Source organism: Streptomyces sp. NPDC030143, from assembly GCF_055573695.1.
The window spans coordinates 132,176-152,583 of sequence record NZ_JBVIAY010000021.1; the positions used below are offsets into that span (position 1 = coordinate 132,176).

Here is a 20,408-nt window from a genome sequence, read left to right on the forward strand (position 1 = left end):
CGAGGCTCCGCCCGAGGGCTCAGGGCTCCTTGCACTGTGCCCGCCCGGGCCGCGCGGCCCGGTACCGCACCTCGCCGCGTTGCCGGAAAGCCCTGGTGACTCCACTACAAGGGCTTGCCGGTGCCGTGCGATGCACGGCACCGGACGACGCGGCCTGATCAGGCGCTCCTGGTGCAAGGACCCCTCAGCCCGCGAACACCGGCCCGCGCACCACGGCGCGGGCCCTGCGGTACCACCGCCATCCGACCGTCTTCGGCCCGTCCCGGTACGGCGCGATCCGCGCGCCGCCCCCCGCCAGCCAGCCCTCGACGTCGGCCACGGTGTGGCCGCGCCGCACGATGAGCCGGGCGATGCGGTAGCGCTCGTCCCGGTCCGAACTGAGCGCGTGCCGCACGGCGGTCGCCGTCTCGTAGCCGGCGGCGGCGGCCATCCGGCGCACCCGGCCGCTGTTGTAGCCGTGCGGGTAGGCGAGGTGTCGCACGCCGTGACCGAGGGTGTCCTCCAGCACCGCCCGCGACCGACGCAGTTCGTGCGCGAGATCGCGCCGCGGCAGCGTGTCGAGCTGGGCGTGCGTGACGGTGTGGCTGCCGACCTCCATGCCGTACTGCTCCAGCCCCGGCGCCTGCGCCAGGGTCATCATCGGGGCGGGGGGCAGCAGGCTGCGGCCGCCCGGGGCGATGGCCCCGGTGGTGAGGTAGGCGGTGGCGACCAGTCCGCGCTGCGCCAGCGCCTCGGCGGTCGGTCCCGGCAGGTCGGCGAAACCGTCGTCGAAGGTCAGCAGCACCGGCCGGGCGGGCAGCGGCGCCCGCCCGGCGAGATGGTCGGCGAGCGCGCCCACCGTGACGGGCGTACGGCCGCTGTCGACGACGGCGTCGAGGTGCGCGGCGAACTCCTTCGGGGTGACGGTGAACTCCGCGATCCAGTCGGGCGGGTCCTCCATCACGGCGTGATAGAGGAAGACCGGAATCCCGCCCCGCCGCGTGCCGCCGTCCGTGCCTCTCATCCGGTCCCCGCTCGGCGTCGGGTGCCCGTCCGTGCCTCTCATCCGGTCCCCGCTCGGCGTCGGGTGCCCGCCCGTGTCTCTCATCCGGTCCCCCTCGGCGGCAGGTGCCCGTCCGCGCCGCCCGCGACGGCCGCCCGCAGCGCCCGTCGGGCCCGCAGATGGCCCACGGGCCCGTACAGCATTCCCCGGCGCTGCAAACGCGCCAGCCGCCGTGGCCAGGGGTGGCCGCGCTCGTCGTGCCCGCCCGGCGCGCTCCCGCCGTCCACGCCCGCCGCCCGCGTGTCCGCCTCCCGCGCCTCCCGGGTCGCCGTCAGGGCGCGGGCGTGCGCGAGGCCGCGCGGCAGACGGGCCAGGAACGCCGGCAGCAGCGCGGGCCGGTCGACGAGGATCGCCGTGAGGTAGGCGGTGAGGCCGGCGCCGTACCCGTGGGCCTGGGTCTCCAGGTCCCGCCAGGTCTCCCGGTGGTGGTGCCAGACCAGGGCCTGCGGGGTGTAGTGCAGGCGGTGGCCCTCCACGAGGACGCGGACGAAGCCGTACAGGTCGTCCCCGCCGCGGGCGGGTGTCCCCGCGCCCGTCGCCGGGTCGAAACCGCCGACCGCGCGCAGGACATCGGCGCGGAACGCCATGTTGGCCCCGGAGCCGAACCGGCCCGCCGTGAACGGGAACAGCGGCTCGTCGGCGGGCGGGTGCCGCGGGTCGTACGTCCGGGCCGTGAAGCCCTTCGCGAAGCCGCCATGGCTCTCCAGCAGCACCTGGGCGGGTGTACGCAGCCGGGCGGGAAGGATCAGGCCGGTGGCGCAGCCGAGGCCGGGGTCGGCGGCGAAGGGCGCGGTGAGTTCGGTGAGCCAGCGGGGGTCGGCGACCACGTCGTCGTCGGTGAAGGCGACCACCTCGCCGTGCGCGGCCCCGACACCCCTGTTGTGCGCGACGGCGAGCCCGGGGACTGGCTCCGTCACGTACCGCACGCGCTCGCCGTACTTGTGCTCGACCAGCTCCCGGGTCGCGTTCGTCAGCGGCGCGTTGTCGACGACGACGATCTCGAAGTCCGTGTGGTCCTGGGCGAGGAGCGAGTCGAGCGCGTGGGCGAGCCGGTCGGCGCGCTCACGGGTGGCGACGACGACGGTGGCCGACGGCACGGAGGCCCCCGCCGGACCCGGCGTCCGCTCCCCGGGGGGATGGCGCCGCTCGGCCAGTGCGGTGAGGACCGTCCTCGGGTCCGCGCCCTCCGGCACCCGTCCGAGCAGCGTGCCCACGGGCCGTCCGGCCCTTCTGACCAGCAAGAACACCGGGCCGTGCGTGACGGGCGGGCTGCCGGGACCGGGCCGCAGCACACCGCCGTCCCCGTGCGGCGTCAGATCCAGTTCGGCGACCTGGACCGGTTCGATCGCCAGGAACTCCTCGATCTCCCGCCGCACCCGCGGCACGCGCGGCGTGAACCTCGCCGTGAACCCCGTCATGAACCCCGTCATGAACCCCCCTCGTGACATGCCGTCATGACCGACGCGAGCCTCATGACCGGCGCAGCCGGCCCGCGCTCCGCAGAATCCGTGCGGCCGCCGCCGCGAGCCTCGGCCGGCCGCGCACGAAGTGGTGTGCGCGGCGGGACGGCTCACGGCTGAGCCAGGAGAGCGCGGCGCCCGCCCCCGGGCGCGTCCACGCCCCCTCGTAGACGGGCACCTCACCCGTCTTCAGCGAGTCCTTGTACTCGGCCGCGCCGCGCCCCAGGTCGAGCAGCCCGACGCCCGCGCCGGCGGCCGCCTCGGCCATCCGCAGGTGCAGCACCAGGCCGGGCGAGTACTTCGCGAACTCCGGGTCGTAGGCCGGGAACCAGCAGGCCAGGACGGTCGACGAGCGCAGCCCGAAGTGCGCGGCGATCGGCTGCTCACCGGCGTAGAGGACGGACAGCGTGCCGGAGCACTCCGGGGCGCGCGTCGCGGCGAGCACGTCCACGAGCCGGGAGATCCACTCCTGCGCGAACCGGTCCCGGCGGCCGGTCCTGCGGTACTGGGCGGACTTCCACGTCCTGAGCGTGCGCAGCGCGGCCGGGTCGCGCTCGTCGAACACGAACCGCGTCGGCCCCACCTGACGGCCGAGCCGGCGCTCCTTGGCGAGCGTCGTCTTCAGGAACTTCGGCGACTGCGCCCGCAGCACCGACTCGTACGTCTCGTAGCCCTTCTCCACGTCGATGACATAGGAGGCGTACTCCGCCGCCGCGTGCGCGGTGAACAGTCCTTGGTCGGCCCGCATGGTGTCGAAGGCGAAGCTCGACAGGGAGCACGCGCGCATCAGTTCGTCCGCGTTCAGCCCGAGCCCCGGACTCAGGACGGCACCCTGCGCGTCGGAGACTCCGTACGCGAGGGCCTGGCCCCCGCCGAGCGGTCCGCGCTCATGGGGCAGGAAGCCGGCCGGCTCGCGCCCCTCGTACACCACCGCCACCCGCGCGCGCGACCGGACGCGACCCACGGCGGCGGTGAACTCCGGTTCCATGAACGGGTTGCGCGCGACGGCCGACGCGGCACGCAGCGCCCGCCACCGCTCCCTCTCCCCCTCGCCGAGTTCCTCGGGCCTCAGCACACGAATACGTCCACTGCTCAACCTGACCCCCCGATCAAGTCCCCCCTGGACTCTTGGACGGTACCGCCCGGGCAGGTCGGGCGGTAGGTAGCGGAGCATCTTGTTGCCAACCGGTGCAGAGGCCTTTAACCGGTCGGTACCCGACGTTGTGCCAGAAAGCCGTTTCTCTCCGCGCCGAATTCACCGGTGAGTTGATGGGGTCCGGGATCCGTATTCTCTGATCATGGCCGCACCCCTCGCACACGCCGCGCGCTCCGCGTACTCCCTCATCGCCACCGACCTGGACGGAACGCTGCTCCGCGGCGACGACACCTTCTCCGACCGGTCGCTCGCCGCGCTCGCGCGGGTGACGGCCGCCGGCGCACGTCATCTGGTGGTGACGGGCCGCCCGGCCCCCCGGGTACGGCCGCTTCTGGACGCCCTGCACAGCAGGGGACTCGCGGTGTGCGGCCAGGGAGCGCAGCTGTACGACGCCGGCCGGGACCGCCTGCTGTGGTCGGTCACCCTGGACCGGGAGCTGGCGTGGACGGCCCTCGGCAAGATCGAGGCGGAGGTCGGCCAGGTGTACGCGGCCGTCGACCAGGACGGCGTCGACGGGCTGACCCTCATCGAGCCGGGCTACCGGATGCCGCACCCGACGCTGCCGGCGCTGCGCGTCGCCTCCCGCGACGACCTGTGGTGCGCGCCGATCAGCAAGGTGCTGCTGCGCCATCCGACCCTGTCGGACGACGAGTTGGCGGCGACGGCCCGCTCGGTGGTCGGCTCGCTCGCGACCGTCACCATGTCGGGGCCGGGCACGGTGGAGCTCCAGCCGTGCGGCGTCACCAAGGCGACGGGCCTGGCGCTGGCCGCCGACCACCTGGGGCTGAGGCCCGAGGACACGATCGCCTTCGGGGACATGCCCAACGACATCCCGATGTTCGACTGGGCGGCACGCGGCGTGGCGATGGACAACGCCCACCCCGAACTCAAGTCGGTGGCCGACGAGGTGACGGCGTCGAACGAGGACGACGGCGTGGCCGTCGTCCTCGAGCGCCTCTTCCCCTAGGGGCCGGGGGCGGTCCTGAGGGGAGCCGGGAGGGGGTCGGGGGGAGCCGGGGGCCCGGTCAGTACGCCCCGAACACGTTGTCGATCGAGCCGTACCGGTCCGCCGCGTAGTTGCAGGCCGCGGTGATGTTGGCGACCGGGTCGTACGGGTCGTACAGGGTGCCGGGCACGTGGTACGCGGCGAAGGTCGGGTCGATGACCTGGAGCAGCCCCTTGGAGGGGGTGCCGGCGGCCGCGTTGGAGTCCCAGAGGTTGATGGCGTTCGGGTTGCCGGACGACTCGCGCATGATGTTGCGGTAGATGCCGTCGTAGCTGCCCGGAATGCCCCGCTCGGCCATGATCGCGAGCGACTCGCGGATCCAGCCGTCGAGGTTGTTGGGGTACCCGGCGATCGTGGTGGACGACGTCGTGGCGGCGGAGGCGCTGGTCGCGCCGACGAGCGGCAGGGCGAGCACGGCGGCGCCGGCACAGACGACGGCGACGGCACGGGTGAGGCGGGGGCGGCGGGGTTGAGCGGCAGCGGGCATGACGAGGTTCCTCTCCGGCGCCTGCGAGGTGAGCTGTCGGGTTCGGGCGGGAGGTGCCCGGTCGGTCGCCGTGGGGTACGGCGACGCGACTTCACCCCGAGCCGGTCCGGTGCGTGCGTGACGTACGGTCCGGCGTCCTGCCTGGGTCCCCCGCTCCTGCCGTGCGCGAGTGTTCGTCGAAGGTGAGGAAGGGCGGCGGCAGGATTCGGCGTCCGCCCGACAGGCCGGGAACGTATGCGAGAGCACATGTCCGGAACAAGTACCGGATTCATAGAAAACCCCTTTTGACCTTGGTCTGAGGCCTATGGGGTGCTTGATCCTTTGCGTCAGGCAACAAGCAACTGGCTTGCAGTGAAAGTGGAATTACGACTTCCGGTGCGACGCGCCGGGCGGTGGTGAAGTGAGCCAACTCACCCACGTCCACAAGAGGGGTGAATCGGGCATTAGCCTCAAGTCCCTTTTTGATGGCGGTAGCTGGAGGAGGGAAGGCGGACCCGCCGCAGGGCGTCGGCCGGGCATGCGGTGCGGTGTGCGGCGCCCCGGGCGGCGGGGGCGCGCGTGGCGGGGTTGCGGAATGCCGGTCTGCGGGCGATGGGGGGCTCGGGTGCCGGCGCCGGACGCGGGGGCGCCTGATGCCGGAGTCCGGGCGGGGCGGCGCCGCGCGTGGGCGTCCGGGCGGAGGGGGCCGAGCGTCTGTCCCCGGGTGGAGGGGGCCGAGCGTCTCGGGCGGGGAGGCGGCGCGCTGCGCTGCGGGCGAGTGTCACGAGCGTCGGCGTCCGCGGGGGCAGGGGTGTGCCGGCGTCCCGAAGGGCACGGGTGCCGGCGTCCCGAAGGGCACGGAGCGTCGGTATGGCCGCCGGCGGGGAGGGGGGCGGAGCACCGGCGTGCGGACAGGGCGCGGCGTGCCGGTTTTCCCGGACGGTGTCGTGGGGTGTCGGTGTCCCGGACGGTGTCGTGGGGTGGTGTGCTCCGGGCGGGTGACATGGCGCGCTGCCGCGCGGGCAGGTGTCGGGTGGGGAGCGGCTCGCGCGCCGGGGGTGGGAAACCTCCGGGCGGGGGGTCCTCCCCGCGGAGGCGGCCTCGGCCTCGGTGCGGGACATGCGGCATGCCGTCCGGTCGGTCGACAAGCATCCGTTCGTATCGGGTGATCAGAAACATAACGGTCGTGATGTGATACCGCCCGGGCTGATCGCGGCTCCTCGCGGTCGAGGGAAGTCGGGCCCGGGGGACGTGGGGGCTTATCGGTGATCGAAACGTGACCGGATACGCTGACTCGAGTGATGGCAGCGACCTATCGACAAACCGTGTAGTCGCCAGTAGACACCAGCAGACAGGAGACCCCTCGTGACCGTCGTCGGGCCGTTCGGGCTGAGCGTGCGGGACCAGGCTCTGGAAGCCGATGTCCAGGCCGGATTGGCGGCTGTCGAGGAAGGCTTGCTCGAGGCCACCAAGAGTGAGGTTCCGTTCATCACGGAAGCCGCCCAGCACCTGGTGCGGGCGGGCGGGAAGCGTTTCCGGCCGCTGCTCGTGATGCTCGCGGCGCAGTTCGGGGACCCGTACGCGCCCGGCGTGGTGCCGTCGGCGGTGGTGGTGGAGCTGACCCACCTCGCGACGCTGTACCACGACGACGTGATGGACGAGGCGACCGTACGGCGCGGCGTGCCCAGCGCGAACATCCGCTGGGGCAACTCGGTGGCCGTGCTGACCGGCGACTTCCTCTTCGCGCGCGCCTCCCACATCCTCGCCGACCTCGGGCCCGAGGCGGTCCGCGTCCAGGCGGGGGCGTTCGAGCGGCTGGTCACCGGGCAGATCCTGGAGACGGCCGGACCGCAGGACGGTCGGGACCCGGTCGACCACTACCTGGACGTGCTCGGGGGGAAGACCGGATCGCTGGTGGCGGTGTCCTGCCGCTTCGGCGCGATGATGTCGGGCGCCGACGAGACCGTCGTGGACGTCCTCACCCAGTACGGCGAGCGGCTCGGCGTCGCCTTCCAGCTCGCCGACGACGTCCTGGACATCGCCTCCGACTCCCACGAGTCGGGCAAGACGCCCGGCACGGACCTGCGCGAGGGCATCCCCACCCTGCCGGTGCTCCGGCTGCGGGAGCGGGCGGCACGGCTGTCGCTGCCCGAGGACCTCGCCCTGTGCGAGCTGCTCGACTCCGACCTCACCGACGACACCCGGCACGCGCAGGCCCTCGCCGCCCTCCGCGCCCACCCGGCCCTGGAGCAGGCCCGCGCGGACACGATCCGCTACGCCAAGGAGGCGCGGGCCGCGCTGGCGCCGCTGCGCGAGTGCGACGCGAAGCTGGCGCTGCTGGAACTCTGCGACGCGGTGGTCCACCGGGCGGGCTGACCCGGTCGCCTCTCCCCTACGGGTCTTCCCGCCCTACCCCCACTCCGTGTCATACCGCAGGCGTACGCCGAGTTGAGCCCTTGGGTTGACGAAGTGCGGTGGCCGATTTGGTCAGATGGAGACCAGGGAAATCACCACTCCTCACCGATTCGGGTGAGAATGGCGGCTCGGGGTGGGGACGTTCACGACGTTCACCCGTGAGGGGATCAGCCGCCGCCGACGACGGAGGTAAGGCACACATGGCACCGAACGCAACCGACGACAGCACGCACGCCGGGGAGGCCGACGACCCGCGCGTCGGGCGGCGCAGGGCCGCCCGGTACGTCGTCCCGGTCACCGTGGCGGGTGTCGCGGCGGCGACGATCGGGCTGGTCCCGGCGCTCGCCGACTCGGGCGACCCCGACCTGCCGAAGATCACCGCACAGCAGCTCATCGAGAAGATCGCCGCCTCGGACGTGCAGCAGCTGTCCGGCACGGTGAAGATCAGCACCGATCTGGGCCTGCCCGACCTGGGCGGACTGGAGAGCTCACTGCTCTCCGGGGCCGCCGGTGAGGGCGAGGGGTCCTCCGCCGACCCGTCCGCCAAGCTCACCGAACTCGCCTCCGGCACGCACACCCTGCGCGTCGCCGCCGACGGCCCCGACAGGCAGAAGCTGTCGCTGCTGGAGAACGCCGCCGAGTACAGCGTCATACACAACGGCAAGGACGTGTGGGGGTACGACAGCGCCTCCAACGAGGTCCACCACTCCACCGTCGAGGAGGGGAAGGACAAGGCCCACGGACCCGTCCCCGCCACGCCCAGGGAACTCACCGAGGAAGCCCTCAAGGCCGTGGACGGCACGACCTCGGTGACCGTCGACGGCACCGTGCACGTCGCCGGCCGCGACGCCTACCGGCTGGTGGTGAAGCCCAAGCAGTCCGGCTCCACCGTCGGCGCGATCAGTGTCGCCGTCGACGCGGAGACCGGCCTGCCGCTGAAGTTCACGCTGACCCCGGCGAGCGGCGGCGCCGCCGTCGTGGACGCCGGTTTCACCCAGGTCAGCTTCGCCAGGCCGGCCGCCTCCACCTTCGACTTCACCCCGCCCAAGGGTGCGAAGGTGACGGAGGCCGACCGCGGCGCCGCCGAGGAGCTGCCCGAGCACTCCGGCGCCCCCTCCCAGGAGGACCTGGCCGAGGACCTGAACGGGCTGAACGTCCTCGGCGAGGGCTGGACCTCCATCGCCACCTTCGACAGCGGCGACCGGGGCGGGGCGCCCGGCTCCGAGAGCGCCCCCGACGCGGGTGCCTTCGGCGGCTTCCTCGACTCCCTGGGCGACAAGGTCACCGGCAAGTTCGGCTCCGGCACCGTCTTCTCCACCCGTCTGGTCAACGCCCTGATCACCGACGACGGCAAGGTCTACGTCGGCGCCGTCACCAAGGACGCCCTGGTGAAGGCGGCGGACGCGGGGCGGTAAGAGCTCCACACGAAAGGGGAGGCCGATCAGCCTCCCCTTTCGTTCGGAGCCCTGAGTACCCTGCCGGGAGTCCGGCGGGTGCGACGATCGGGGGAGCCCTTGGACAGCGTCATCCACACCCGTGCCCTCACCAAGCGCTACCGCGGCGGGCAGCTCGCCGTGGACGGCCTCGACCTGGCCGTCCCGGCGGGCAGCGTCTTCGGGTTCCTCGGTCCCAACGGCTCCGGCAAGACCACCACCATCCGCATGCTGATGGGGCTCATCGAGCCCACCTCCGGCACGGCGCGGGTCCTCGGACGGCCCATGCCGCACGCCGCCCGCGCCGTCCTGCCGCACGTCGGCGCCCTGATCGAGGGCCCCGCCCTGTACGGCCACCTCTCCGGCCGCGACAACCTCCTGCGCTACGACGCCGCCGACCCGACCGCCGATCCACGCACCCGGCGCACCCGGGTCGCGGCAGCGCTGGAGCGGGTGGGCCTGACGGCCGCGGCCGGCAAGAAGGCCAGGGCGTACTCGCTCGGCATGAAGCAGCGGCTGGGACTCGCCGCCGCCCTCCTCCAGCCCCGCCGGCTGCTCGTCCTCGACGAGCCCACCAACGGCCTCGACCCGCAGGGCATGCGGGAGATCCGCGTCCTGGTGCGGGAGCTCGCGGCGGACGGCACCACCGTCTTCCTCTCCTCCCACCTCCTCGACGAGATCGAGCAGGTCTGCACCCACGCGGCGGTGATGGCCCGGGGCCGCCTCCTCACCCAGGGCGCGGTGGCCGACCTGGCGGCCCTGGCACGCGGCCGGCTCGTCGTGACGACCCCGGACCCGGCCGACGCGGCCAGGGTGCTGAAGGAACGGGGGGTCGGCGACGTCGTCGTCTCCGAGGACCGGGTCACGGGCGAGCCCGCGGACCTGGAACTCGCGGACCTCAACGCCGCGTTGGTGACGGAAGGCGTCCGGGTGCGCGGCTTCGGCGTGCAGCGGGCCTCCCTGGAGGACGCGTTCGTGGCACTCACGGGGGAGGGCTTCGATGTCGCGGGCTGAGCGCCGTACCGGGTCCGGCACACCGGCCGACGCCGGGAACGAGTCCGGCACGGCCGCCGTCGGGGACGGGGCCCGCACGACAGGCGTCGGGGACGGGGCCCGGACGACAGGCGTCGGGGACGGGGCCCGGACGACGCACCCGGGGGAGGGGTCGGGCACGGCCGCCGTCGGGGGCGGGTCCGGCGCGGGCACACCGGCGCATGCCGAAGCCGTCGGCCGGCCCGGCGCCCTGTGGACGCTCGGTCTCTTCCGCAGCGAGTTCGTCACCACGCTCCGCCGCTGGCGCACCCTCGCGCTGCTCGGCGTGCTGGCCGCCGTCCCGGTGCTCATCGGTATCGCCGTCAGGATCGAGACCGGTGACGGGACGACGGGCGGACAACGCGGCGGCGGTGCCGGACCCGCTTTCATGGCGCAGATCACCAACAACGGCCTGTTCCTGGTGTTCACCGCGCTGGCGGCGACACTGCCGTTCTTCCTGCCGATGGCCGTCGGCGTCGTCGCGGGTGACGCGGTCGCCGGCGAGGCGAACGCGGGCACCCTGCGCTACCTCCTGGTCGCCCCCGCCGGCCGCACCCGCCTCCTGCTCGCCAAGTACGCCACCACGGCCGCCTTCTGTCTGCTCGCCACCCTGGTCGTCGCCGCGTCGGCGCTCGCGGTCGGCGCGCTGCTGTTCCCGCTCGGCGACCTCACGACCATCTCCGGCACCCGCATCGGCTTCGCCGACGGCCTCCTCAGAGCCCTGCTGATCGCCCTGGTCGTCGCCGCGTCGCTGCTCGGCGTGGCCGCGCTCGGACTGTTCGTCTCCACGCTCACCAACAGCGGGATCGCGGCGATGGCGACGACCGTGGGGCTGCTGACCACCGTGCAGATCCTCGACCAGATCCCGCAGCTGCACGCGATCCAGCCCTACCTGTTCTCCCACTACTGGCTGTCCTTCGCCGACCTGATGCGCGACCCCGTCTACTGGGAGGAGCTGCGCCGCAACCTAGGCCTCCAGGCGCTGTACGTGGCCGTCTTCGGCTCGGCGGCGTGGGCGCGGTTCACGGCGAAGGACATCACCGCGTAGGCGCGGCCGTCACTCGGTCTCGTACGGGAAGCGCGCGAGCGGTGCCTGCTGTGCGAAGAAGGTCTTCGCGCGGGTCAGCGCCGCTGTGTCCTTCAGGACGTCCCCGGGCTTGCTGCCGTTGCCGAGCAGCACCCCGCCGAACCGCATCCCCATGTACGCGGCCGAGTTGTTCAGCGCACCGGCCAGCGGGTCGGCCACGACGTCCTCCTCGTGGGCGAGCGCGGCCACCCCCCACAGGGTGCGTCCGGCGAGCGTCGCCTTGAAGTCGAGACCGGGCGTGCGCAGCCAGCCCGACCAGTGGTCGAGATAGCGCTTGGACTGCGCGGAGAGCGTGTACCAGTACAGCGGCGAGGCGATCACGATGTCCGTGGCCGCGAGGGTGGCGTCGAGCAGCAGCGCGACATTGCCCTCGGTGGGGCGGACGTGGTCGCTGTCGTGGCGCAGGTCCTCGAAGTCGGGCAGCGGGTGCTCGGTCAGGCTGATCCACTCCTGCTCGACGTCGGACGGCAGCTGTTCGGCGGCCCTGCGGGCCAGCAGCTCGGTGTTGCCCTCGTCGCGGGCGCTGCCCAGCACGAACAGGAAACGGCGGGTGCTCATGGTTCCCCCAGATGGTCGGCGTACGACAATAACGCGCCTGTGCATCATATGTACATGCAACTAATTGTGCCACCCTCCCGCCGCACGGCCCGCTCCGCCCACGTGAGCAGCAGTTCCTCCCGGCCGTGCGCCGCCACCGCCTGGAGGCCGACCGGGCAGCCGTCGCCGCCGATCCCCGCCGGGATGCTCGCCGCCGGATGCCCGCTCAGGTTGAACGCCCAGGTCAGAGCCGTCGAGTAGCGGTCGCCCGGCCCGTCGTGACCGTGCGGGGCGTTCGGGGTCGTCGGCGTCAGCAGCAGATCGGCCCGCGCGAAGACCTCGGCCAGCCGCCGCTCGTTGACCTCCCGCACCCGCCGGACCGGCCCGGGATCGGCGCCCGGCGTGCGCAGCGCGAGCCAGGCGGGCGCCGGGTCCTCCAGCACGACGGGCGCCCCGGGCCGCAGCAGCCGGACGACCCCCTCGTCCACGAGACGCGCGACGGCGTCCCGGGCGAGGGCCGACGGCTCGGGGTCGGTGTCGGCGAAGCCGAGGTCGGGCGAGAAGACGACCGTGAGCGGCCCCGGTGGAACGGACGGGTCCGACGGAGCGAGCCCCGCCGCCGTGTCCTCCCGCGCAGCCCCGGCGACCCCTCGTGCCCTGCCGTCCTGTACCGCCGCCCCCGTGGCTCCTTGCGCTCTGCCGTCCGGTGCCGCCGCCCCCGCGACCTCCTTCACCGCCCCCGCGATCTCCCACGCCGCCCCGGCGACCTCCTGCGCGGTCCACGCGACCTCCCGCGTCTCGCCGCTCTCTGCCACCTCGACGGCCCCCACCGCCCCCGACATCACCCGCCACCACGCCCGCGCGTCCGCGGGATGGCGTGCGAGGACTCCCGGTGCCGCCAGGCCCGTGCGGTCGCGGGCGGGCAGGCGGCCGTTCGTGGACTTCAGGCCGACGACTCCGCACCAGGCCGCCGGGATGCGCACCGAGCCGGCCCCGTCGCTGCCGGTCGCCATCGGGACCAGGCCGGCCGCCACCGCCGCCGCCGAACCGGCCGAGGAGCCGCCCGGGGTGCGGTCGGCGCGCCAGGGGTTCACCGTGCGTCCGTGGGCGCCGAGCCCCCAGGTCTGCCAGGCGGTTCCGGGCCCGGGCACGGCCGTCGCGCCCACCGGCACGCATCCGGCGGCGATCAACGGGCCCGCCGTGCGCAGTCCGTACCGGCCCTTCACCCCGATCGGCACCCCGGCCAGCGGCGGCCGTTCGCCCGCCGCGACCCGCGCGTCGACCTCGGCCGCCCACGCCGCCGCCTCCGTCTCCCACACCTCGGCGAACGCGCACAGCGTCCCGTCGGCCCACCGGATGCGGTCCAGCGCGTCGGCGACCACGTCGACGGCCCGCAGCCGCCCCTCCCGTACGGCGGCGGCGATCCCCACGGCGGAGGACGGAAGGAACTTCCGCCCGCCCGGCGCGTTCAGCGCGTCCGCCGGGTGGCCGCGCCCGTCAGCCGGGCCAGCGCGTCCGTCTCGCGCGGCGGATCCCCGCCCAGGTCGCCCAGGCGCCAGTCCTGCACCCACGGCACCCGGTACACGTCGATGACCGACTCGATCAGCCGGACGCGCTGCGCGAGCGGGCGCGGCAGCCGCCCCGGCGCGTCCGCCACCAGCACGACCGCGTCCAGGTCCAGCCCGGACGGCGCCTCCCCGCGCCGGAAGGTCTCCAGGGTGCGCCGCACCGACTCCAGGCCGCTCGCATGCGTCCGGGCGACGAGCAGCACGGACGCCGGGTCGCCCGGCCCGGGCCAGTCCCGCCCGCTGTCGTGTCCGCCGTAGACGGCGGCGAGGGTGGAGGCGCCGGCCCCGCCGTGCGTGGCGAGCCAGGAGAAACGGCGTAGGGTGGCGGCGCCCGGGGGTGCGTACGGGCCCGGCGTCGGCTCGGGCGCGGCCACGGGCCCGCGGATCCAGATCTCCGGTCCGCGCGTCCCCGGTACGTCCCGCTGTCCGTCCGTCGTCCGCATGCCCCGTCGACCCTCCTCGTCGCCACCGCTGCCGCCGGCTGCCCCCGGTCCCGGCGGCGCCGGGACGTTCCCGAAGCGGCCCCAGGGTCTTGGAACGAGGCTGTGACGTCGTGGTGACGCGAGCACCGGGAGCGAGCGGAGAGACTCAACAGTACGTGTACGCGTGGGTGCACGGGTCATGAGCACGACGTACGTGCACGGGAGACGTGTCCGAGTGAGGGAACCGATGTCTCGACTCAGCCGCGAGAAGAAGCGGGAACAGAAGCGCGCCGGAGAGGCGGCCACCGCGGTGGCGCCGCTCGACGTGCACGTCCCCGGGGGCGGGCCGGCGACCATCGGCGGCGTCCCCGTCGTGGCGGCGCAGGGCCAGGAGATGCAGCACGCCGTCCTCCGGCACCTCCACCTCATCGCCCTCGCCACCGGCCGTCCGGTCGCCGCCACGGTCCGCGACGAGCGCATCGGCTACGTCGTCCCGCTCCGCGTCGAACCGGACGGTTCCAGCCATTTCGCGGGGGAGCCGCTGCGGGTGGCTCCGCCGCGGGAGCCGGCACCCCGGCCCGCGCAGACGGCCGCGGCGGTCCCGGCGGCCCGTCAGGCCCCGCCCGCACCCCCTACCCCTCCGGCACCCACGACCCCTCCCGCCGCGCCCACGCCCTCGAACGAGGAGCCCGCCGCCCAGCCGCGCCGCGACAAGGCCACGCACTTCCTGCGGCGGGTACCGGAACCGGTGAAGGAGACGGCGCCCACGTTCCCGCTGCGCGCGGTGCCGGAGCCGGGCCCCGAGCCGGCGCCCGGGACGGACTCCACGCCGGTGGCCGCCTGGGAGCCGGACGACGACCCCGTGCCGACGGCCGCGTTCCGTGCGGTCCCCGAACCCCGGGACGACACCCCGTCCCCCGGTACGGTCACCGCCCCGACGGGCGTCTTCGGCCCGCCGCCCACCATGGACGACCAACCGGACCCGGAGCCGCCGAGCCACCGCGATCCGGCGGACCGGCACGAGCCGGTCGACGACCAGGAGCGGGTGAACCACCGGGATCCGGTCGACGACCAGGAGCGGGTGAACCACCGGGATACGGCGGGATACCGGGGATCGGCAGGCCACCCGGAGCCGGTCAGCCGTCTGAATGCGGCGAGCCCCACGGAGTCGCGGCACGCGGAGCCCCGGGACGCGGAGCCCCGGCACGCGGAGCCCCGGGACGCGGAGCCGAAGCATCCGGAACCGGCCGGGCAGCAGGAGCCGACCCCTCTGGAGCCGACCCGCCCCACGGAGCCGAGGCACCTGGGCTCCGCCCCTCACCCCGACTCCGATCCCGTCCCCGACGCGGCCTTCTACACCGACCCCGACCCCAAGCCCACCCCCGCCCGCGGCTTCGACGCCGTCGCCGAGGCGGTGCTCGGGGAGGACCCGCGGGAGCTGAGGGGTGAGGACGGCGCGCCCGCCCTCCTCGGCGAACCGATGGCCCAGATCAACGAAGCGGTGCGGGCCGGCCGCATAGACCGAGCGGCGGCCCTCGCCGAGCGGACCGTGATGGAGACGTCGGGCACGCTGGGTCCGGAGCACCCCGAGGTGCTGCGCCTGCGCGAACTCACCGCCTACATCGCCTACCTGGCGGGCGACCCGCTGCGCTCCTTCCACCTTTCCCTCGACCTCGCCCGCATCCGCCGCCGTACCCGCGACGCGGAGGCCGCGTACGGCAACGTCCAGAGTGCCGCGGCGGCCTGGCGTGCCGTACGCGACCCGCTCCAGGGGCTGAACCTCGGGACCGAACTGCTCGGACTGTGGACCGAGCTGACCACCGAGGAGGGGCCGGCCGCCGACGACCTCGAGCAGCTGGAGTCGGCGCGCGCCCGGATGACCCGGCTGGCCGAGCGGGCCCGCAAGGCGGGCGCCCAGCCGGGCTGACCGGCGGGCCGCCCGGGCCGCCCCCCGTCCGTCCGGGCTGACCGCACAGCCACCCGCTCAGTCGCCCCTTCGGCCGCCCGCCCGGGCCGACGGTCGTCCAGCCGGGCGACCGCTCGGCCGCCCGCTCGGTCCGGCTGACCGGCCGTCAGGACGACAGCGTCCACACCGCGTAGGCCAGCGCGTCCCCGTTGCGGTCCAGGGCCGTGTCGTTGATGTTGGCCGTCGTGTCGCACGAGGAGTGGTAGCAGCGGTCGAAGGACGTGGCCGTACCGCCCCACTTGGCGACCTGGGCCGCCGTCTTGACCCGGCTCGCGCCGGTGAAGAGACCGCCGACCGGGACGCCCGCGCTCTTGAACGGCGCGTGGTCGGAGCGGCCGTCGCCCTCGGTCTCGATCTCGGTGGGGACGCCGATGCCCGCGAAGTAGTCCTTGAAGGTCTTCTCGATCGCCGGGTTGTCGTCGTACACGAAGTAGCCGGGGTTCGGCGAGCCGATCATGTCGAAGTTGAGGTAGCCGCTGATGCGGGCGCGGTTCGCCGACGACAGGTTGTTGACGTAGTACCGGGAGCCGACCAGACCCAGCTCCTCCGCGCCCCACCAGGCGAACCGCAGGTGCTTGGTGGGCTGGTAGCCGGTCCGCGCGACCGTGAGGGCCGCTTCCAGGACGGCCGACGAGCCGGACCCGTTGTCGTTGATGCCGGCGCCCGAGGTGACGCTGTCGAGGTGCGACCCGGCCATGATCACCTGGTTGGGGTCGCCGCCCGGCCAGTCGGCGATCAGGTTGTAGCCGGTGCGGCCCCCGGAGGTGAAGGACTGCACGGTGGTCGTGAAGCCCACGGCGTCGAGCTTGCCCTTCACGTAGTTCAGCGAGGCGGTGTAACCGGGGCGGCCGTGGGCTCTGTTGCCGCCGTTGGCCGTGGCGATGGACTGCAACTGCGCCAGGTGCGCCTTGACGTTGGCGACGGGCAGGTCGGGCGCGGCCACGACCGCCGCGCGCTCGGGGGCGGGCGCCGCGCCGGCTATGGATCCGGTGGCCAGCAGGGTGACGGTGGCGACGGCGACGGATGCCGCCGCCCGCCCGGAGACGGAGAGCTTCATGGTGGGGGGCTCCGAATTCCAGCGGGACGTCCGCGGGCGGGGTGGCCCACGGGAGGTCCACAGTGAATGGGGTGTCTGGATGGTGAAGCCGTGGCCAACGCACCGTCAAGAGCGCCATTCGGACAGCGAGTTCACATTCCGGAGCCCTCACCCGGCTACTGCACGCAGAACTCGTTCCCCTCCGGGTCCGCCATCACCACCCACGCCCCGGAGGGCTCCTCCACCTCCCGCAGCACCCGCGCCCCGAGCGCTGTCAGCCGCTCCACCTCCGCGGCCCGCCGGCCCTGACCCGGATGCAGGTCCAGGTGGATCCGGTTCTTCACGGTCTTCGCCTCCGGCACCCGCTGGAACAGCAGCCGCCGGCCCAGCCCGGTGCCGGAGTCGGCGTCGAAGGGGTCCTCCGGATGCCGGACGGCGATCAGGTCCCGGAAGGCCGGCCGGCCGTGGTGCTCCACGGTCGCCTCGCCCGGCAGCGCGCCGAGCCCGAGCAGGCGCTCGACCAGCGCGCTGTTGTCCTCGACCTCGTAGTGCAGCGCGGCCGCCCAGAAGTCGGCCTGCGCGTGCGGGTGGGAGGCGTCGACGACGAGCTTGAAGTGCACCGGAGTGGCGGGGGTCTGCGTCATGCGACCAGTTATAGGTCGTCAGGTCTGAGGGACCTCACGTTCCGTCTCCCGCGCGTCGCACACCGCCCGGGCCGCCGCGACCTCGCCCTGGTGCTGATGCGTCCAGGTCACCAGGGACTGGATCGTGGCGTGCAAGGTGCCGCCCAGGGGGGTGAGTTCGCCCTCACCCCGAGGCTCGTCGCCCGCTACGGCAACGCCCGCGTCATCGTCGGCGGTTTCCTGCTCGCGGTCGTGGCGTACGCCAGTTCCTGCCGGTGGGGATGGAATGGCCGTACGCGGCGATGCTGCCGGCACTGTTCGTGGCCGGGACCGCGTTCGCGCCGGCCTACGGGCCGCTGACGATCGCGGCGACCGACGGCGTGGCCGAGGGGGAGCAGGGGCTCGCGGGCGGCCTGCTGCACACCTCGACCCCGTTCGGTTCGGCGATCGGGATCTCCGCCGTGACCGCCGTCTACGGCCTGGCGAGCGGTGAGGGCTCCGGCACCTCGGGGGCCTCGGACCCGCAGGCCACCTTCGACGCCTTCCGCACGGCGCCGGCGGTGCCCGTCGTCATGGCGGTGCTGGGCACGCTCGTGTCGGCGGCGAGCGTGCGGGCCGCCCGGCGCGCGGTGCGCAGCGCGTCACCGGTGAGCAGGACCAGCGCCACCCAGACCAGCGCGAACCCGGCCCAGCGCTCGGGCGGCATGGCCTCGTGGAAGTAGAGGACGCCCAGCAGGAACTGGAAGACCGGCGCCAGGTACTGGAGCAGCCCCAGCGTGGACAGCGGCACCCGGATCGCCGCCGCGCCGAAGCAGACGAGGGGGAGGGCGGTGACGATGCCGGTGGAGGCGAGGAGGGCGGCGTGGCCCGCGCCCTCCGTGGTGAGGGTGGAGCCGCCGTGCGCGGACAGCCACAGCAGGTAGCCGAGGGCGGGCAGGAACTGGATGGCGGTCTCGGCGGTCATCGACTCGACGCCGCCGAGGTTGACCTTCTTCTTCACCAGTCCATAGGTGGCGAAGGAGAACGCGAGGATCAGCGAGATCCACGGCGGACGGCCGTAGGCGACGGTGAGGACCAGCACGGCGGCGCAGGCGACACCGACCGCCGCCCACTGCACGGGCCGCAGCCGCTCCTTCAGGATCAGCACGCCCATCGCGATGGTGACCAGCGGGTTGATGAAGTACCCGAGCGAGGCCTCCACGACGTGTCCGCTGTTCACCGCCCAGATGTACAGGCCCCAGTTGACGGTGATGACGGTCGCGGCGATCGCGACGAGACCGAGCCGGCGGGGCTGGCGCAGCAGCTCACCGGCCCACGCCCAGCGCCGTACGACGACCAGCGCGGCGGCGACGAAGCCGAGGGACCACACCATGCGGTGGCCGAGGATCTCCAGTGCCCCGGCGGGTTGCAGCAGCGGCCAGAAGAGCGGGACCAGGCCCCACATCCCGTACGCCGCGAAGCCGTTCACCAGGCCTATCCGGCTCTCGCCCTTCGACGTCCCGGCCACGGGCACCTCCTTCTCGCCGATCGACCCGCGTGCTCGCGGGCACGCGTGCACGAAGGTAACGCCGAACACCCCCGCATGTCATGCCCGTATCGCCATACGGTCATGACATGCGGGGGGTGTCGGCCGGGAGAGGGTCCGGGCGGGGGTGTCGGCCCGGCGGGAGTGTCAGCCCTTGAGTGCGGCGGCGATCGCCTCGGAGATCGGCGAGGCCGGGCGGCCGGTCAGCCGCGCGAGGTCGCCGGAGGTGACGACCAGCTCGCCCTTCTCGATGGAGACGTCCACGCCGGCCAGGGTCGCGGCGAGCGGCTCGGGCAGCCCGGCGCCGGTCAGGATGCCGGTGAGGACCTCGGGGGACACGGCGTTGTAGACGATCTCCCGGCCGGTCTGCCGGCTCAGCTCGGCCGCGTACTCGGCGAAGCTCCACGCCTCGTCGCCGCCCAGCTCGTACGTCTGGTTCTCGTGACCCTCGCCGGTCAGCACCGCCACCGCGGCGGCCGCGTAGTCGGCGCGGGAGGCGGAGGAGACCCGGCCCTGGCCGGCGGCGGCCACGACGGCGTCGTGCTCCAGCACCGGAGCCAGGTTCTCGGTGTAGTTCTCGTGGTACCAGCCGTTGCGCAGCAGCACGTACGGCACACCGGAGCCGAGCAGGATCTCCTCGGTGGCGCGGTGGTCGTCGGCGAGCGCGGCCGACAGGGGGCCCGGGGCGCTGGTGTAGGCGAGCAGGGCGACACCGGCCGCCTTGGCGGCGTCGATGACGACCCGGTGCTGCTGCGGGCGGCCCTTGTCGAACTCGTTGCCCGAGATCAGCAGCACCCTGTCGCCGGCGGCGAACAGGCCGTCGAAGGTCTCCGGGGCGTTGTAGTCGGCGACCGCGAGCCCGACCCCGCGCTCCGCGAGGTCGGCGGCCTTCGCCTCGTCGCGCACGACGGCGGTGATCTGCTCGGCGGGGACCTTCTCCAGCAGCTGTGCGACGACGTGGCGGCCGAGGTGTCCGGTGGCTCCGGTGACGACGATGCTCATGGTGGAAAACTCCTTGTGGGGTGCGATGGCACTAACCCTAAGGGAGGCGCTAACTGAACGAAAGTACCCACTTTGAAGTAAGGTACTGGCATGGCAGTAAGTGACATGGAGTCGGCCGGCGAGGCCATGTGCCCCCACCGACTCGTCCTGGAACACGTCACCAGCCGCTGGGGCGTCCTCGTCCTGACGGAGCTGCTGGAGCGCCCCTACCGCTTCAGCGAGCTGCGCCGCACCATCGGCCGGTACGGCAGGACCGTCAGCGAGAAGATGCTCACCCAGACCCTCCAGACCCTCGAGCGCGACGGCATCGTCCACCGCGACGCAAAGCCGGTCATCCCGCCCCGCGTCGACTACTCCCTCACCGACCTCGGCCGTGAGGCAGCCGAGCAGGTGAGGGCGCTGACGAGCTGGACGGCCGACCGCATGGCGGACGTCGAGGAGGCCCGCCGGGCATACGACGAGGCCCGGGCGATCCGGTCCCGGGCCTCGTAACCGACGCGTCCGACCTTCCGGCCGACGCTTGCGACCTCAGCCGACGACGGTCCAGGTGTCGGTGCCGGCGAGCAGTGCGGCCAGGTCGCCCTTGCCGTGCTGCTCGATGGCCGTGTCGAGCTGCTCGGCCATCCGGGTGT

General features: G+C 73.6%; 18 protein-coding genes. 7 read left to right on the plus strand and 11 right to left on the minus strand.

From position 1 onward, the window contains the following. Positions 1-184: 184 nt before the first annotated feature. The 3 genes from ACZ4YY_RS29785 to ACZ4YY_RS29795 all read right to left on the minus strand — a co-directional run bounded on the left by ACZ4YY_RS29785 (position 185) and on the right by ACZ4YY_RS29795 (position 3,577). Entirely contained in the window at positions 185-1,003 is an 819-nt protein-coding gene (locus ACZ4YY_RS29785; RefSeq protein ID WP_468297120.1) for a polysaccharide deacetylase family protein, read from the minus strand. 80 nt (positions 1,004-1,083) lie between these two features. Further along, entirely contained in the window at positions 1,084-2,472 is a 1,389-nt protein-coding gene (locus tag ACZ4YY_RS29790) for a glycosyltransferase family 2 protein (RefSeq protein WP_468297125.1), read from the minus strand. Between the two features lie 40 nt (positions 2,473-2,512). Beyond that, the gene (locus ACZ4YY_RS29795) at positions 2,513-3,577 is read right to left on the minus strand and encodes a GNAT family N-acetyltransferase (protein WP_468297128.1); all 1,065 of its coding nucleotides are present in this window, start codon (positions 3,575-3,577) and stop codon (positions 2,513-2,515) included. Positions 3,578-3,800: 223 nt separating this feature from the next. Here ACZ4YY_RS29795 and ACZ4YY_RS29800 point away from each other — a divergent pair, with 223 nt between their 5' ends. After that, the gene (locus ACZ4YY_RS29800; protein WP_468297131.1) at positions 3,801-4,625 is read left to right on the plus strand and encodes an HAD family hydrolase; all 825 of its coding nucleotides are present in this window, start codon (positions 3,801-3,803) and stop codon (positions 4,623-4,625) included. A 58-nt stretch (positions 4,626-4,683) separates the two neighbouring features. Here the strand turns inward: ACZ4YY_RS29800 and ACZ4YY_RS29805 are convergent, their stop codons facing one another. Further along, positions 4,684-5,151, minus strand: a complete 468-nt coding sequence (locus ACZ4YY_RS29805; RefSeq protein WP_468297136.1) for a transglycosylase SLT domain-containing protein — start codon at positions 5,149-5,151, stop codon at positions 4,684-4,686. A 1,344-nt stretch (positions 5,152-6,495) separates the two neighbouring features. Here ACZ4YY_RS29805 and ACZ4YY_RS29810 point away from each other — a divergent pair. From ACZ4YY_RS29810 to ACZ4YY_RS29825, 4 genes are all read left to right on the plus strand, one after another. Continuing rightward, positions 6,496-7,506, plus strand: a complete 1,011-nt coding sequence (locus ACZ4YY_RS29810; protein ID WP_468297139.1) for a polyprenyl synthetase family protein — start codon at positions 6,496-6,498, stop codon at positions 7,504-7,506. Positions 7,507-7,745: 239 nt separating this feature from the next. Beyond that, positions 7,746-8,960 (plus strand): LolA family protein, encoded by a 1,215-nt coding sequence (locus ACZ4YY_RS29815; RefSeq protein ID WP_468297143.1) that lies wholly within the window; start codon positions 7,746-7,748, stop codon positions 8,958-8,960. 60 nt (positions 8,961-9,020) lie between these two features. Then, complete coding sequence (locus tag ACZ4YY_RS29820) at positions 9,021-9,992, plus strand: ABC transporter ATP-binding protein (RefSeq protein WP_468297208.1); 972 nt, start codon at positions 9,021-9,023, stop codon at positions 9,990-9,992. Next, positions 9,979-11,058, plus strand: a complete 1,080-nt coding sequence (locus tag ACZ4YY_RS29825) for an ABC transporter permease (RefSeq protein ID WP_468297146.1) — start codon at positions 9,979-9,981, stop codon at positions 11,056-11,058. The genes ACZ4YY_RS29820 and ACZ4YY_RS29825 overlap by 14 nt, the downstream gene beginning before the upstream one ends. A 9-nt stretch (positions 11,059-11,067) precedes the next feature. Here ACZ4YY_RS29825 and ACZ4YY_RS29830 read toward each other — a convergent pair whose 3' ends face one another. From ACZ4YY_RS29830 to ACZ4YY_RS29840, 3 genes are read right to left on the minus strand one after another with little or no spacing between them, the layout of a single operon-like run. Further along, complete coding sequence (locus ACZ4YY_RS29830; protein WP_468297149.1) at positions 11,068-11,655, minus strand: flavodoxin family protein; 588 nt, start codon at positions 11,653-11,655, stop codon at positions 11,068-11,070. A 44-nt stretch (positions 11,656-11,699) separates the two neighbouring features. Beyond that, on the minus strand, positions 11,700-13,064 hold the full coding sequence (locus ACZ4YY_RS29835; protein ID WP_468297152.1) for an amidase family protein: 1,365 nt from the start codon (positions 13,062-13,064) through the stop codon (positions 11,700-11,702). Positions 13,065-13,102: 38 nt separating this feature from the next. Further along, complete coding sequence (locus tag ACZ4YY_RS29840) at positions 13,103-13,645, minus strand: DUF6668 family protein (protein WP_468297157.1); 543 nt, start codon at positions 13,643-13,645, stop codon at positions 13,103-13,105. 226 nt (positions 13,646-13,871) lie between these two features. On the opposite strand from ACZ4YY_RS29840, the gene ACZ4YY_RS29845 reads away from it, so the two are divergent. Beyond that, a complete protein-coding gene (locus tag ACZ4YY_RS29845; RefSeq protein ID WP_468297162.1) occupies positions 13,872-15,551 on the plus strand; it encodes a tetratricopeptide repeat protein in 1,680 nt (559 codons plus the stop codon). Positions 15,552-15,696: 145 nt separating this feature from the next. On the opposite strand, the gene ACZ4YY_RS29850 is transcribed toward ACZ4YY_RS29845, so the two are convergent. The 4 genes from ACZ4YY_RS29850 to ACZ4YY_RS29865 all read right to left on the minus strand — a co-directional run bounded on the left by ACZ4YY_RS29850 (position 15,697) and on the right by ACZ4YY_RS29865 (position 19,776). Then, positions 15,697-16,647 carry a M28 family metallopeptidase gene (locus ACZ4YY_RS29850; RefSeq protein WP_468297165.1) on the minus strand — a complete coding sequence of 317 codons (951 nt, stop codon included), beginning with the start codon at positions 16,645-16,647 and terminating at the stop codon, positions 15,697-15,699. 155 nt (positions 16,648-16,802) lie between these two features. After that, complete coding sequence (locus tag ACZ4YY_RS29855; RefSeq protein WP_468297169.1) at positions 16,803-17,270, minus strand: VOC family protein; 468 nt, start codon at positions 17,268-17,270, stop codon at positions 16,803-16,805. Positions 17,271-17,721: 451 nt separating this feature from the next. Next, the gene (rarD, locus tag ACZ4YY_RS29860) at positions 17,722-18,756 is read right to left on the minus strand and encodes an EamA family transporter RarD (RefSeq protein WP_468297172.1); all 1,035 of its coding nucleotides are present in this window, start codon (positions 18,754-18,756) and stop codon (positions 17,722-17,724) included. A gap of 165 nt (positions 18,757-18,921) precedes the next feature. Beyond that, complete coding sequence (locus ACZ4YY_RS29865; RefSeq protein ID WP_468297175.1) at positions 18,922-19,776, minus strand: SDR family oxidoreductase; 855 nt, start codon at positions 19,774-19,776, stop codon at positions 18,922-18,924. 90 nt (positions 19,777-19,866) lie between these two features. On the opposite strand from ACZ4YY_RS29865, the gene ACZ4YY_RS29870 reads away from it, so the two are divergent. Further along, on the plus strand, positions 19,867-20,268 hold the full coding sequence (locus ACZ4YY_RS29870; protein WP_468297179.1) for a winged helix-turn-helix transcriptional regulator: 402 nt from the start codon (positions 19,867-19,869) through the stop codon (positions 20,266-20,268). The last annotated feature ends 140 nt before the right edge of the window (positions 20,269-20,408 follow it).